General features: G+C 42.4%; 13 protein-coding genes. 2 read left to right on the forward strand and 11 right to left on the reverse strand.

Going from position 1 to position 14,276, the window contains the following annotated elements; translation table 11 throughout:
* The first annotated feature begins 164 nt into the window (after positions 1–164).
* Positions 165–635, forward strand: coding sequence for an HTH-type transcriptional regulator SlrR (gene slrR / locus AC0VYC_RS15930; RefSeq protein WP_007500131.1), 471 nt, complete (start codon positions 165–167; stop codon positions 633–635).
* Positions 636–894: 259 nt separating this feature from the next.
* Here the strand turns inward: slrR and AC0VYC_RS15935 are convergent, their stop codons facing one another.
* The 4 genes from AC0VYC_RS15935 to AC0VYC_RS15950 all read right to left on the reverse strand — a co-directional run bounded on the left by AC0VYC_RS15935 (position 895) and on the right by AC0VYC_RS15950 (position 4,228).
* Entirely contained in the window at positions 895–1,119 is a 225-nt protein-coding gene (locus tag AC0VYC_RS15935; protein ID WP_008347764.1) for a phage holin, read from the reverse strand.
* A 145-nt stretch (positions 1,120–1,264) separates the two neighbouring features.
* On the reverse strand, positions 1,265–2,161 hold the full coding sequence (locus tag AC0VYC_RS15940) for an iron-hydroxamate ABC transporter substrate-binding protein (RefSeq protein WP_007500130.1): 897 nt from the start codon (positions 2,159–2,161) through the stop codon (positions 1,265–1,267).
* A 16-nt stretch (positions 2,162–2,177) separates the two neighbouring features.
* Positions 2,178–3,179 (reverse strand): FecCD family ABC transporter permease, encoded by a 1,002-nt coding sequence (locus AC0VYC_RS15945; protein WP_025208010.1) that lies wholly within the window; start codon positions 3,177–3,179, stop codon positions 2,178–2,180.
* A complete protein-coding gene (locus tag AC0VYC_RS15950) occupies positions 3,176–4,228 on the reverse strand; it encodes a FecCD family ABC transporter permease (RefSeq protein ID WP_038475387.1) in 1,053 nt (350 codons plus the stop codon). Before AC0VYC_RS15950 ends, AC0VYC_RS15945 begins: the two co-directional genes overlap by 4 nt.
* A 310-nt stretch (positions 4,229–4,538) precedes the next feature.
* Between AC0VYC_RS15950 and AC0VYC_RS15955 the strand changes: the two genes are divergently transcribed.
* The gene (locus tag AC0VYC_RS15955) at positions 4,539–5,948 is read left to right on the forward strand and encodes a polysaccharide deacetylase family protein (RefSeq protein ID WP_041091297.1); all 1,410 of its coding nucleotides are present in this window, start codon (positions 4,539–4,541) and stop codon (positions 5,946–5,948) included.
* A 16-nt stretch (positions 5,949–5,964) separates the two neighbouring features.
* Here the strand turns inward: AC0VYC_RS15955 and abc-f are convergent, their stop codons facing one another.
* From abc-f to AC0VYC_RS15990, 7 genes are all read right to left on the reverse strand, one after another.
* Positions 5,965–7,524 (reverse strand): ribosomal protection-like ABC-F family protein, encoded by a 1,560-nt coding sequence (gene abc-f / locus AC0VYC_RS15960; RefSeq protein ID WP_342502266.1) that lies wholly within the window; start codon positions 7,522–7,524, stop codon positions 5,965–5,967.
* A 334-nt stretch (positions 7,525–7,858) separates the two neighbouring features.
* Positions 7,859–8,629, reverse strand: a complete 771-nt coding sequence (locus AC0VYC_RS15965; RefSeq protein WP_096881883.1) for an ABC transporter ATP-binding protein — start codon at positions 8,627–8,629, stop codon at positions 7,859–7,861.
* The gene (locus AC0VYC_RS15970; protein ID WP_024719865.1) at positions 8,623–9,441 is read right to left on the reverse strand and encodes an ABC transporter ATP-binding protein; all 819 of its coding nucleotides are present in this window, start codon (positions 9,439–9,441) and stop codon (positions 8,623–8,625) included. Before AC0VYC_RS15970 ends, AC0VYC_RS15965 begins: the two co-directional genes overlap by 7 nt.
* Positions 9,404–10,291, reverse strand: coding sequence for a nickel/cobalt ABC transporter permease (opp1C, locus tag AC0VYC_RS15975; protein ID WP_024719866.1), 888 nt, complete (start codon positions 10,289–10,291; stop codon positions 9,404–9,406). Before opp1C ends, AC0VYC_RS15970 begins: the two co-directional genes overlap by 38 nt.
* A gap of 5 nt (positions 10,292–10,296) precedes the next feature.
* Positions 10,297–11,226 carry a nickel/cobalt ABC transporter permease gene (gene opp1B, locus AC0VYC_RS15980; RefSeq protein WP_024719867.1) on the reverse strand — a complete coding sequence of 310 codons (930 nt, stop codon included), beginning with the start codon at positions 11,224–11,226 and terminating at the stop codon, positions 10,297–10,299.
* Positions 11,227–11,240: 14 nt separating this feature from the next.
* Positions 11,241–12,884, reverse strand: a complete 1,644-nt coding sequence (gene nikA / locus AC0VYC_RS15985) for a nickel ABC transporter substrate-binding protein (RefSeq protein ID WP_039169217.1) — start codon at positions 12,882–12,884, stop codon at positions 11,241–11,243.
* Positions 12,885–13,008: 124 nt separating this feature from the next.
* Positions 13,009–14,178: a macrolide family glycosyltransferase gene (locus AC0VYC_RS15990; RefSeq protein ID WP_144666138.1), complete on the reverse strand. Its 1,170-nt coding sequence runs from the start codon at positions 14,176–14,178 to the stop codon at positions 13,009–13,011.
* Positions 14,179–14,276: the final 98 nt, after the last annotated feature.

Genomic DNA, 14,276 nt, shown 5'->3' on the forward strand with positions numbered 1-14,276 from the left:
CATAATAGGTCTTATAGTTCTTTTTAAAGAACGAAATCGTTCGTTTTCTTTTGTTTACTTCCTGTTTCTTACGTTTTTGAATTTTATAAAGAACAATTTATTTCTTATAATGAACGAAAAGGTCGCAGAACGATTCGCCGGGGAGAAGGGAGATCATATATCGAATGATAGGAAAGGTGATACGCATTTACCGAAAGAGGAAAGGATACTCAATCCAGCAGCTGGCTGAAGATGCCCATGTCTCTAAATCGTATTTGAGTAAAATTGAGCGTGGTGTCCATCGTAATCCATCTGTCCAGTTTTTAAAAAAGGTATCCTCATCACTAGACATTGATTTACAAGAGCTGTTTGATGCAGAAACGATGATGTTTCATTACGCTGAGGGCGGTGAACAGGAGTGGCGGGATCATATCGTTCATGCCGTCCAATCCGGCATGCCTAAAGAAGAACTGTATCAGCTGCTCCAAACCTACAGAAAGGAGCAGGAAGGAAAGACGTTACATGTCCATCATAGAAAGCTGACCGACTCAAATATGTCAGAATGGAAGCGTCTCATGAGTGAAGCAAAGGCCATTGGCTTAACCATCGAGGAAGTGAAAGCGTTTCTTACCAATATGGGAGAACACCGGGCGTAAGCCACTGAGATCAAACCAATTTGCGGGGAGAGGCGCTTGTCGCTTCGATGAAATAGAGCCTTTTTATATGAAAAGACTCTTTTCAGTTTATGGACAAAGGGCTAAAATGAACTTATTTTAGCCCTTTGTCTTCTTTTCAGCGTGATAGAAAACCTTTGCAGTCTAGTAAGGACGAGCACCAGCGCGCAGGACTGACACCGAATGCGAGGGTTTGTCTACATGCTGAGAGCCTTTTTGCATGAAAAGGCTCTGTTTTCTGTTATTCTTCTTTTTTGGTTCGTGCTTTTTTCGTAATATCATTGTTCTTCCAATAGGCCCATAGTGATGTGATGCCAAGAAAGGCTAACGTAATGAATTGCTGCACACCTTCTTCATCAATTGGAATTGGGCTTTTTCCTGCAGCAGTGAGAGCGCTGTTCACAAGTGCCAATAAAAGCAGCACAAGCCTCGCAATAGTGCCTGCACTAATTTTTTGAACCTTCAACTGTAACCCCTCCCCTTATCCTTTCATACGGGCGATACTGCTCGTTCCCTCTCATATGTATGCAAAAAGCGAATGAATAGAAGAACGAATCAAAAAAAGAGACATCATTCCTAGATGCGGAATGATGCCTTGATTTATGTGCTGTTTATTTAGAGAACATCTTTTTTGCTTCATCCATTGCCATTTTGTTGCCTAGAGCTGAATAATCTAACCATGGCTGATCGGCAATCGGATACACTTGGTTTTTCTTCACGGCTTTTAGGCCTTTCCAAATTGGCGTCTGTTCTAACTGTTTGAATGCCTGTTGCGCCTTATCATCACGGTTCACGACGACAAAAATAGCATCTGCATCAAAGTCAGGAAGCACTTCTTGAGAAATGACTTCAAATGGACGTTTGCTGTCCAGTTTTTTCACACCATCTACAGGTGTCAGTCCTAAATCATCGTATAAAATTGGACCCATCGGACGTTTCATACTAAATACTCGAAGCTCTTTTGCTGTTACACGAATCGCCATCACTTTTCCATTTCCAATCTTTTTCTGGATGAGTGATTTGACTTCTTTAGCTTCTTGATTGTAGTCCTTAATATATTGATCGGCTTCTTTTTCTTTATTGACGAGCTTGCCGATTTTTTTCAAATGATCACGCCATGTGCCATCATTTAAATTAAACACTTCGGTTTTGGCGATTTTCTTGTATTTTGATAAGTCTTGTCCAGCCAGTTCTTCATCGACGTAAATGACATCTGGTTTTAAAGCAAGCAATGACTCCATATCAGGATCTGCTGCGATGCCCAGCTTTTTCGTTTGGCTAAGCTGCTTTTTCGCATGTGGAAGGAAATCTTTTAAGTCTCCCCCTACAACAGAGCCAGCAGGTTTTATCCCGAGTGCTAATAAGTCATTTGTTAAATGAATCGACAAGGACGCAATCTTAGGTGTTCCGTTTTCATCTTGATTTGTTGTCTTCTTTGTTTCCTGTTGACCACAAGCGGCCAGAATCAAGAAACAGAGCGTTAAACCAAACACAAGTACTTTTTTCATGATGAGTTCCTCTTTCTTATTTTGTTTTTGTTAGTAAATAGAGAAAATAAGGTGCTCCGATAAAAGCCACAACCACACCCGCTGGGATGGCATTTGGGGCAAATATGGAACGTCCGAGTGTATCAGCACTGACCAAAATCAACAATCCAAGCAAAGCGCTCACTGGTAAAAAATATTGGTGCAGTGAGCCGACAAGACGCCTTGCCAAATGAGGTGCAACAAGGCCAATAAAACCAATTCCGCCTGTCATCGATACACTTGCACTCGCTAGACCAACAGCTAAGGTGAGAAGAAAAAGTCGTTTGCGCTCTACACGTACTCCGACACTTGAGGCGACGGCATCACCTAATGTTAACGCATTGAGTGTGCTGGACTGCATGAGCGTAAGCGGGACAAGACATACGATCCAAGGTAGGAGCGCAAGCACATGAATCCAGTCTCTTCCCCATACATTTCCCACAAGCCACCTTGAAGCGAAGGTGTATGTATCTTCATCCAGTTTCAATGACAAATATAACGTCAATGCACTAAACCCCGCAGCTACGGCAATTCCAACAAGGATCAGCCGGATAGGCACAAGCCCTTCATGCCTGTCGTACGCAAGAAGAACGATGACTGCCGCCGCAAGCAGACCTCCACCAAACGTAAAGAGCGGAATGAGTAAAGATGGATTTCCTTCTAGTACGTGAAAATACGTCACAAAGATGATTAAGCCGAATGCGGCTCCTGCATTCAGACCAATAATCCCAGGGTCAGCCAGTGGATTGCGGGATAAACTCTGCAAAATGCCACCTGCAATACCTAGACCTATTCCAGCTAGTATCGTCACGACGATTCGAGGCAGACGATAATCAAACAGCACCGTCTCACTTTGGAAATCTCCAAAGCCAAATAACGTTTTGACGACAACGAGAGGACTGAGTTTCAGCGTGCCGGTATTTAAACTATACAGCACGACAGCTGCACTCAGACAAAGCAAAACGGCTGTCACGACAAGAGCACGCCGTTTCTCTTTCATGACAGGTTCCTCCCTTCTTTTCTGGCAATATATAAGAAGAAAGGAACACCAACAAGTGCCACCATGACGCCAATGGCAAGCTCTCTTGGCGGATTTACTGTCCGGCTGGCAAGATCAGCGAAGACGAGAAGCATTGCGCCTAAAATCGCTGACATCGGAATGACGAAACGATAATTGACCCCAACCAGCTTTCGTGCAATATGCGGAATGACAAGCCCGACAAACCCAATAGACCCAACCGCCGATACAGAAACGCCTGCCAGCAGAACCGCAGCTGCCATACCTAGTATTCGCACTTGCCGGGTTTTCACCCCTAAATTCGCAGCTACATCTTCACCAAGTGATAATAACGAGAGGGATCGTCCTAATAACATCGCCCAAACGATGACAATGAGAATGACTGGAGCAAGGATCATCAGCTGCGGCCATTTGACACCTGCCACACCCCCTGCATACCAAAAAGCCAGATCCTGACTGAGATCAAAGTAAATGGCGATACCCGAGCTTAGCGCATGCAGCAATGCGGCAACAACAGCTCCAGCTACAGTGAGCCGAAGTGGGGTCAGCACGCCGCCAGCCGCCCCAATGGCAAAGATCAGCAGTGTACTGAGAACGGCACCAAAAAAAGAAAATAACATCAATGCCGAATAAGGCATTCCTGGAAAAAAAGCAAAACAGAGAGCGACTACAAACATCGCACCGCCGTTAATGCCTAATATCCCCGCATCTGCCAGCGGATTTCTTGTAATGCCTTGCATCAGCGCACCTGCCACAGCAAACGCCGCTCCAACAAGCGCCGCTCCTAGCACACGAGGAAGCCTTAATTCATGAATGATCTGCTGCTCTGTCACATGAGACTGATAGTCAAACACAGCTGTCCATACCGTTTGCAAAGACAATGACTTTGCACCGTAGGAAACAGCCAAAAACATAGCCGCCAATAAACCAATGACAGCGAGAAAAAACAATAAAAAGAACAAAATAGGTGATGATCGTTTTTGTTGAGATGTTCGCTTATCCGGCAAAATCGGTGTCATCCTTTTCTTCATTAAAAGTCAGTTTGAAAATGAGAATCATAATCATCAAAATTATAGCCGTCAGCCTCTGAAAAATCAATGTACGGCTCATTTTTTTAATTATTGAAGGTATGTGTAGACGGCAAATAAGAGAATTCTTTCCTTCTGCTTTTTCTCGTTCTGAAAAACCTATCAATTTTTACAGTATTTTAATAGGAAAATAGTTGACATTCCGCATGAAAATCCCCTAAAATTACAAAAGTAAGTCAAATGTTATAAAAATATTACAAACAGATGTCAAAGGAATAAAGAATGACCCGTCATGAGAGGAGAATTGAAAGTTGTGTCAGTAAAGGGAAAATGGAGTATCATCCTATTTGCGCTTGCCATCGTCATTGGAGCAGTTGCATTCTTTCAAAATCAGCAAGCAAGCGGTACAGAGAAGAAAAATGTGAAGCAGGATACGAATTATAAAAATGTTGAAATTGTCACTCTTGTAAATGACGGGAAGTTTATGAGATATGCGGTGAACTATCCACTTTTTCATCAAAAAAAGCTAGATGACAAGATTCAAAGCTATGCGAATTCAGCATTAGAGCATTTCAAAAAGACATTTAGTGAAGCAAAGGACATTGATGAAAACAAACGGTTTGAACTGAATATTGACTATGACATGGTGCACTATGCAAAACAATCTGCGGCCATTTATTTTACGACCTACACGTATACAGGTCAGCAAAATGGGACCACTCATCACGTCACAATCAATTTCGATTTTCAGAAAAAAGACTTTCTTGACACAAAAGATTTATTTCAACCAAAAAAGGACTATTTGAAAAAATTATCCTATATTACATACACGGAGCTTAAAAAAGATAAAACCTTGTCTAAGGATCTATCACTCCTTCAAAAAGGAACAGCCCCTACTGATCAAAACTTCAGTCAATTCGCCTTAAAAGAGAAATATATAGAGTTCTATTTCCCAGCTTCTCAAGTAGCCGCAAAGGACTTAGGTCCGCAAACGCTGGCGATCAAAAAGACGTTGCTAAAAGATATCTTGAAGCCGGAATATATGAATAAGACCAAAAATCAGAATGAAATCAAAGAACCGAATCCAAAAAGAAAAGCCGTCAAGCTGCCGCAAAAGCCAAAGCTTGATCCGAATAAAAAAGCCATCGCACTCACATTTGATGATGGTCCAAACCCAGCCACAACGTCAACCATTTTAGCAGCGCTGAAGGAAAATAAAGGACACGCCACCTTTTTTGTATTAGGAAGCAGGGTTCAGTATTATCCTGGAATGCTTGCCGACATTTTAAAGAGCGGAAATGAGATCGGAAACCATTCATATAACCATCCTTTATTAACGAGACTCCCTCTAAAAGAAGCGGTCAAACAAGTAAAAGACACGCAGAAGCTGATTGAAAAGGCCAGCGGTTATACTCCTACGCACTTTAGACCGCCATATGGAGGAACAAATCCCGACATCAATCAAGCGGTGGGCATGAACGTTTCATTGTGGGATGTCGATCCTGAGGACTGGAAAATTCGTAACAGCCAGCAGATCACAAACCATGTTCTCTCACATGCAGCAGATGGCAAAACCGTACTCATGCACGATATTTATGACAGCTCTGCTCGAGCAGCAGTGAAGATCATACATGAACTCACCAAACAAGGCTACCAGCTTGTCACAGTCAGCGAACTTGAACAATTGAAAAAAGAACGAAACGAACAGACCCCTGTGCAGTAAACACAGGGGCTTTTTTTTATGACTCTAACAACTTCTTTCTTTTTAACAATGCTTGAAACGTCTCTTCAAGCTCACGAGAAGGCTCGATGCTTAAACGACTGAGCACTTCAGACAGCTGCATATCAATCAGCAGGAGCTCTTCTTCTTTCTTTGTAGCAGCTGGCTTTTCTTCCTTTTGTTTATATTCTTCATAGGTGCCATCAAAGCGTTCAATGGTACCCTCGTGCACATGAAGAATACGAGTAGCCACCTGCTCGATGAGCCTCCTGTCGTGGGAGACAAACACAACTGTGCCCGGGTAATCTTTTAAAAGTCCTTCAAGCGCTTCTACTGCCGCAAGGTCTAAAAAGTTCGTCGGTTCATCAAGCATCAGAACATTGGCATCACTGACGAGCAACTTTGCAAGCATCGTCTTCACCCGTTCCCCGCCGCTTAATACGTTCGTCAGCTTATACACATCGTCTCCCCGAAACCCAAGTCTCGCTAAAACGGTGCGAACGATCGTCTCATCTTGAATCGCCTGTTCCAGTTCATTTTGTAAGATCGATTCATCTAGATTCAGTCCTGAAAGATCTTGGCTGAAATAACCAATCTTCACGGCTTCTGAACGAAAAATCCCGGGATGTCCGTTTACAAGCATTCGAAGAAATGTCGTTTTACCGCTCCCATTCTTCCCAATGATCGCGACTTTGTCTCCGCCTCTCACTTCAACATTCGCCTTTTTCCAAAGGACTTTATCTCCTGCCATGCCATCTACATGTTCGACACGAAAAATGGAGCGGCTTGCCACTTCCTTCATGGTGTGCTGCGTCATTTGAAGAGGCTGGACTTCCTTTACCTTCTCCACCTTTTCTAATTTCTCCATTCTTGTTTCAATAGATTTGGCTGTTTTTTGAAGCTTTTTTTGCTTGTTTGCATAATAAGGCTTTGCAATTTTAGGCCCCGAGGATTTCAGCTTTGGAGATGGCTTTGTCGCTTTGTCGGCTTTTTTCATTTTCTTTTGCAGTGCATGTTCTAACTGTTTTTTCTTTTGGGTATACACCTCGTACGCCTCCACGTGCTGGCGATGTTCGAGTTCTTTTTGCCGGGCAAAATCGCTGTAGTTGCCTTTGTATAGTTTGAGCTTCCCATCTTTCAATTCCCAAATGTCTGTACATAACGCATCTAAAAAAGCACGGTCATGCGAGACGACAATCAGAGCACCTTGATGATGACGAAGCTTTTCTTCTAGCCACTCAATATGCTCCGTATCTAAATGAGTCGTGGGTTCATCGGCTAATAAAAGGGCAGAAGGCCGGCTTAAAGCTCTTTCAATATAAGCTTGTGTCATCTCTCCACCACTTTGTCTGCCATCTCCTGTCTTTAGTTGAGGAAGCAGCGTACAAGTTGTAGTATGTGCAAATGTGCCGCTGTCTGGTTTTTCCCTCCCCGCTAGTACATGGAGCAATGTCGTTTTCCCACTGCCATTTGTCCCTACAAGGCCGATTCGGTCCCCTTGATGAATGGCAAGCTCCTCTATATCAAATAACAAACGATCCTTTCGAAATACTTTTAATTGGTGGGCTCTCAGTAACATCCAACCCTCTCCTTTCGTATCAGGAGACATGAAAAAGCCTCCCATTCTCAGAATAGGAGGCAAAATGGTGTACAAAAATAAGCGTATCGATACAGAATGACATGCGGTTCATCAAATGAGCACACATATCCCCCGTATCCATCACTTCAATCTTTGATTCCCAAGCTGTACCATCCTATTCCGAAGCTAAAAAATGAAAACGCAGCAAACATAGCAACACATATCGTTTGCTCACTGCCTTCGTTCTTTCATTTTGCTTACAGGTCATAGGATTAGTACTTCATTGCATTGGGTCACCCTTCCGTCGTTTATTACGTATACGATAAAAGATTGGTTATTTTTTGTCAAGCTGAAAAGGCATGAGTGAATCTATTAGCTTGAGCGTAAATGGATGAGTCGATTCTAACAGCTGGTCACTTTTACATTCTTCCACAAGTCTTCCCTCATGTAAAAATAGAAGTCGATCACATAAAAAAACGGCTGCCTCTAGATCATGGGTAATCATAAGAATGGTCATATCTAACTCTTGCTTTAATGTTTCAAGAAGCTCCAATATTTGAACTTGGACAGAAACGTCAAGTGAGCTAAGGACTTCATCTAAGATGAGAATGGCTGGATTCGTCGATATGGCTCTTGCTATGCATACACGCTGGAGCTGACCGCCGCTTAGTTGGTGAGCATATTGATTTAGCAAAGACGATGGAAGTCTTACTTGTTCAAGCAGGGACAACACTTTTTGGTTCACATCCATGTTTCGCTTTATTATTTGCATGGGTTCTGCTATGATCTCTTTCACTGTAAAGGAAGGATGGACAGAAGATAGATAATCCTGAAAAACAACACTCATTTTCCCCCGGTTCATCTTACGCCATGTATGAGCTGGCCATCCATCTATCTTTATCTCTCCGCCGTCTAATGTTTCTAAACCAAGCAGCGTACGTACTATTGTACTTTTACCACTGCCGCTCTCACCGACTAACCCGACACATTCACCCTCTCCAATCTGAAATGAAACCTGAGCTATGCGTGCTATGGATTCCTCTTTATGAAAAAAGCGCCCTTTATCTTCTCCATGTTTAAGTAGTTGATTTGCTGTGATCAGCATGGGAATGCCCTCACTCTCTTCTGCTGCCTGAGTGCTTCAAGGGGGGCCGATAACCGAAGCCTCGTTTCTAGTAAATGCCTCGTTTGAGGATGCTCAGGTGATGTGAATATCTCTTTTGCATGACGATGCTCAAGCAGCTTCCCTTGGTGCATCACCAACATTTCATCAGCGATTGCCTGAACGACACCTAAATCATGCGAAATGATGATCAAGGCAGCTCCTGTTTCTTCTTTCAGCGTCTGTAATTGCGTGATGACTTCACGCCGGTTATATGCATCTAATGATGCTGTAGGCTCATCGGCAATGATCACGTCAGGAGAAAGCATGATCGTAATGGCAATCATGACACGTTGAAGCATCCCTCCCGACAGCTCATGAGGATATTTTTTCATTAACATATGCGGATTGTTTAAATGGACACGTTCTAGCCCAGTGATCGCATGTGCTGTTCCTTCTTTGCCACGTAAGCCCAAATGCCGCTGGAATGTTTCAAGTATTTGATGACCAATTGTTTCAATTGGATTGAACGCATTCATGACATCTTGTGAAATGAAGCCAATTCGCTTTCCTCTCCAACGCTGTGCAGCCTGACTTGTCAATTTTTCACCGTCAAACAAAATGGTCCCAATCATCTCTAGCGAAGGAGGGATGAGGCCAATTAATGCTTTTGCCACGGTTGATTTTCCGCTTCCACTTTCTCCAATAACGCCTAAACAACGTTGTCTATGTAATGCAAACGTGATATTTGCCACTAAATCCTTTTGTTGAATCGGATCATGTACGGACAGGTTTTTTATCTCGATGAAAGGCAAACCGTCTCCCCCTTTTTTTGTTGCTAAGATGCATGGCAGGGTTCATGACCTGCTGAAGACTGTCTCCCAAAAAATTCAGTGCCATGACCACAAATAAGATCGCAAGTCCAGGCGGAAGCATATGAACCGGGTGCGTCACCATGACATTCTTCGCCTCGTTGAGCATCATGCCCCATTCCGGTGTAGGTGCACTCACACCTAATCCAAGAAAAGACAAAGCAGAAATATTTAAAATAACCCAGCCTGCGTCAAGTGTAGCAAAGACAGCTATCTCTCCTGAGATGCGAGGAAATAGATGTTTTCGAAGGATATAAAAAGGTGAACCCCCAGATACTTTCACAAACTGAACAGATGGTTCATTCGTATATTGCAGGACTGACGAACGAATCATCCTTGTATACCAAGCCCATTTTGCAAGGACATTGGCTAAAATAATATTGAAAAGCCCAGGTCCCATAATGCCCACAACGGCCAAAATCATCACCTCTGCTGGAAATGACAGCATGACATCACATATTCTCATTAGAGCTCCATCAACTTTCCCTCTAAAAAAGCCAGCCATGAGTCCAAGTATCGTGCCAATGAGCATCGTGATACACATTGTCAGCACGGCAGCAAGCATCGTTGTCCGAATACCATATAAGAGCCGCGACAATACGCATCTCCCCAGCTGATCGGTTCCAAGGGGATATGTTAGACTCACACCAGCATATTTTTGAAGAATGTTCGTGTCAGTTGGGTCATGCGGCGCTAGAAACGGTGCAAACAGCCCAGCTAATGTGACAAGTACCAAAAGCCAGATAGACAGAATAGCCATTCGATCTTTTCTTAATTGATTCCATACGATCAAATTTTTTAGACCTCCTTTCTTAACTGCGGGTTCATGATCATTTGTATGACATCAGCAACGAGGTTGCACACAACGAACAGGCATCCCATCACAAACAAATAGGCTTGAATAATAGGGAAATCGGCGTGAAAAATAGCTGTTACACACAAACGGCCAACCCCTGGCCAAGCAAAGAGATTTTCAATAATGACGGTTCCTGCAATGAGCTTTGGTATTGACATACCGAGTGCTGTTACCGCTAGTTGAAGGGCATGTCTCATCACCTTCAATTGAATGGTTCGTTCCTTTAAACCACGAGCTCTTGCATAAAAAACAAAGGGCTCGTGCTGAAACTTTAGAATTTGATTTCGAATGAGTCTCACATAGGTCGATAAGTAGCCAAGTGATAAAGTCATCGCTGGCAAAAGAATCGATTTAAATCCTTCCATTCCACTCGTGTTGACCCAGTTAAATTTGACTGAAAAAAGCCAGATAAACAAAATGCCCAACCAAAAACTAGGCATGGAAGCTGCAATAAACACAAATGCTCTCACGATTCGATCCAACCATGTATGTGCCGCATATGCACACACCATTCCGAACAACAAACTCAGCACAATAATAAACAAAAGGGACATCCCTGCAAGCTGTAAAGTCGCAGGAAGTGCCTCCAAGATCAGATCAAGAACTGGCTCCCGCGTGACATAGCTGCTGCCAAAATCACCTGTTAATCCATCTTTAAGCCATGTGGCATATCGTAAGAAAAATGGTTGATCTAAGCCTAGCTCTTGACGCATGGATTCAACCATTTCTTCAGTTGGGGTTACTTGGTTCACACGTAAAGCGACCTCAGCTGGATCACTTGAACGCATCGCAAGCAGCACAAACGCAAAGAAGGTAATGAATACAATGAGTGGTAAAAGAAACAATAATCTTTTTATGATATAGCGTGTCATGTCTCCGCCTCCGGTTATGACGAAAAATACATTCGGTCAAAAGGAATTTCATACTGAGATACATGAAAACCTACACCTTTGAGGCGCTTATTATAAACAGCCTTTGTCACAGAATACGAGATAGGAATATAGACATTTTCATCATGAATATAAGTCAAAATATCTTGGTACATTTGTTTTCGTTTTTGCTCATCCGGCTCCACCAATACTTTCGTAATGGTCTCATCCAGCCACTTTTTCTTTTTCAATCCTAATTGAGCTTGGTAATCAGCATGGGATGCAACACGGAATGAAGAGACGTATGTTTGAGGGTCATAAGGAAGTCCCCACGATAGAGAGTACATAAGATCAAACTTTCCTGTTTTTTGACGATCTAAAAATGCCTGTTTTTCTTCACCTCTAATATCCAGCTTGATTCCAACCTGCTTGAAATCCTGTTGTATCGATTCACTAATCGTTCTTTCACCTGCATTATCCGAATTGTAATAAATGGTCACGCTAAGCGGCTTGTCTTTTTGATAGCGATAGCCGTCTTCTTTTAACTTCCAGCCTGCCTCATCTAATAATGCCTCTGCTTTCTTTTTTTGATAGGTTTTCTGTTTAAGCGGAATGTCCGCGTAAGGGACAGACGGAGCAAGCAGTGTATGTGCCACCTGTTCAGTTCCATTTAAAATCCCTTCTGTAATCATCTCTTTTTGAATGGCATATTGAAATGCTTCTCTTACTTTTGGATCTTGTGTTATTGGTTGATTGGAGTTGATTACAATAGATCTTGAACCAACAGGAGGACTCACAGTCACACCATATTGACCAGCTTCTTTTAAAGCCTGAAATGAATCTCCATCAATCATGTCACCATCTGCTCCAAATAAGAGATCAACCTCCCCTTTTTGAAGAGCGAGTAAAATGGTTTGATGATCCGGCATGACCTTCCATTTCACCGTTGAAATCTTTGGTTTCTTTCCCCAATAATGATTATTCACTTCAAAAATGGCATATTGATTTTTCTTATGTTCCTTTAACACATAAGGACCTGTACCTGCATAACCTTTGACGCCTTTTGATGTGGTGCCATCAATAAAGCTTTTGGGAGAAATAAAACGGAATGGACGTGTTAAACCAAGTTCTTCTAATGTTGGATAATAGGGCTCCTTCAATGTGAGAACAAAAGTATGTTCATCTACAGCCTTTGTGGATTTAATTTCTGACACGAGATTAAGCCAAGCATTTTTTTCAAGATTTTTGACAACTGCATCCATATTCATTTTGACAGCCTTCGCATTAAATGGCTCACCATCTGAAAAAGTCACGTTTTCTCGAAGATGAAATGTATAGGTTTTTCCATCTTTAGAAATATCCCAGCTTTGGGCCAGGGCTGGTTGAATGCCTTTTTCCGTATTCACAACAAGCGATTCAAACACCATATTTTGAGCGGCCATCTCCCCGCCATATAGATGGGGATTAATGTCTCTTATATCTTTTGTACTTGCATACACCAGTTCATCATCTTCTCTTCCACTTAAACTGGAAGAGGTCTTATTTTCAGAACATGATGCCAATAGAAAGCAAGCCATGACTGAAAACAACATCAAGGTATATGTCACAAAGGACTGCTTTTTCTCATCCTTTTTCTTTATGTAAACTGGTTGATCATTCATATGTACTTCCCCCAAACAATTCATTTTATCGTAATCATTACGATTATCAATCGAAATGATTACGAATTGAATATTAGCATACAGATCTGGGAAATACAATGTCTTTTTCACAGAAAAAACAGACTCATGATTGAGTCTGTTTCGCTTGCATAAACTGATCAATGACACGTAATGCTTTTTCTGTTCCACCTGCTGTTTGGAAACTTTCTTCAATCTTTTCAATCCCAGCACGGTATGTGTCACTTCCGAGTACACTCTCTACAGTATCTCTCAACTGCCTTGCTGTCAGCTGGTCTTTATCGAGTGCACGAGCAGCAGAGAGATCCGTCAGTCTTTTTGCCACCATCGGCTGATCTTTGTCAACCGGGATGACGACCATTGGAACATGATAATGAATACCTTCATTGACACTGTTCATCCCGCCGTGAGTCACAAACACATCTGTCAGTTCAAGGACTTCAAGCTGCGGCACATAAGGCTCGATCAGAAAATGAGATGGCGCTTCTTTTAGGAGAGACATGTCGATTTTTTCACCAGTTGCGAGAATCACTTTTCCATCAAAGTCGGCAAAGGCATCAATACACATATTAAAGAATGCTTCAGTATCTCCAAGAACCGTTCCCATTGAAATAAAGACGACCTTCTCCCGCTCAAGCGCTTCTAATGGAAAATCGTGTTGGTCAGCACGTTTTAGAAAACTCGGTCCAATGAAAACAAACGAATCATCCAATGCATCAACAGACGGCTGAAAATATTCACTTGTATACACCATATTCAGTTCGCCGCGGTTTTTCATGAATTGCATCAAATGCTTTGGCTGAACGCCAAAACGTTCATGTATTTCTTCTAACAGATGAGCCGCCTTCTCATCTTTTCTGTATAGAGGTGTATCAAAATGCGCCTCCTGCAGCACAAAAGAAGGATTCGAACCGATGCCTGGAATCTGTAAGTAATCCCGCACAAGCTCACCTGCTCCAAACATATCAAAATAGACCAAATCAAATGAATGCTGTTGAGAAAGAGTTTCCACCACTTCTAAAATGTCTAATGACGTTTGTAGCATGGCATGAAAAAATGGCTGCATGGACTCCAAATCGTCTTCCTCCACACTTAATGTCCGAATATAATCTGGATGTATATGTATGTGAGCGCCTAAGCGTTTGATCCGTTTTTGATAATGTTCAGTTGTGACCACATGCACTTCATCACCTCGATCAACAAATGCTCTAATCATCCCTAACATTGGGTTCACATGTCCTTCAGCTGGGAACGTAATCATTAAAACCTTCGCCACAAGAATCATCTCCTTATTGTCAATTCCCTTCCATGTTAATCTTATACAGTGATCAGGCTCAACAAATACGCCTGAAAAGGGCAGAAATGAGTCTTATG

The sequence above is a fragment of the Bacillus sp. iso_77 genome (assembly GCF_056173625.1).

Coding starts and splice junctions, on each gene's coding strand:
- slrR (WP_007500131.1), top strand. CDS start 165: ATGATAGGAAAGGTGATACGCATTTACCGAAAGAGGAAAGGATACTCA.
- AC0VYC_RS15940 (WP_007500130.1), bottom strand. CDS start 2,161: ATGAAAAAAGTACTTGTGTTTGGTTTAACGCTCTGTTTCTTGATTCTG.
- AC0VYC_RS15945 (WP_025208010.1), bottom strand. CDS start 3,179: ATGAAAGAGAAACGGCGTGCTCTTGTCGTGACAGCCGTTTTGCTTTGT.
- AC0VYC_RS15950 (WP_038475387.1), bottom strand. CDS start 4,228: ATGAAGAAAAGGATGACACCGATTTTGCCGGATAAGCGAACATCTCAA.
- abc-f (WP_342502266.1), bottom strand. CDS start 7,524: ATGTTACTGAGAGCCCACCAATTAAAAGTATTTCGAAAGGATCGTTTG.
- AC0VYC_RS15965 (WP_096881883.1), bottom strand. CDS start 8,629: ATGCTGATCACAGCAAATCAACTACTTAAACATGGAGAAGATAAAGGG.
- opp1B (WP_024719867.1), bottom strand. CDS start 11,226: ATGACACGCTATATCATAAAAAGATTATTGTTTCTTTTACCACTCATT.
- nikA (WP_039169217.1), bottom strand. CDS start 12,884: ATGAATGATCAACCAGTTTACATAAAGAAAAAGGATGAGAAAAAGCAG.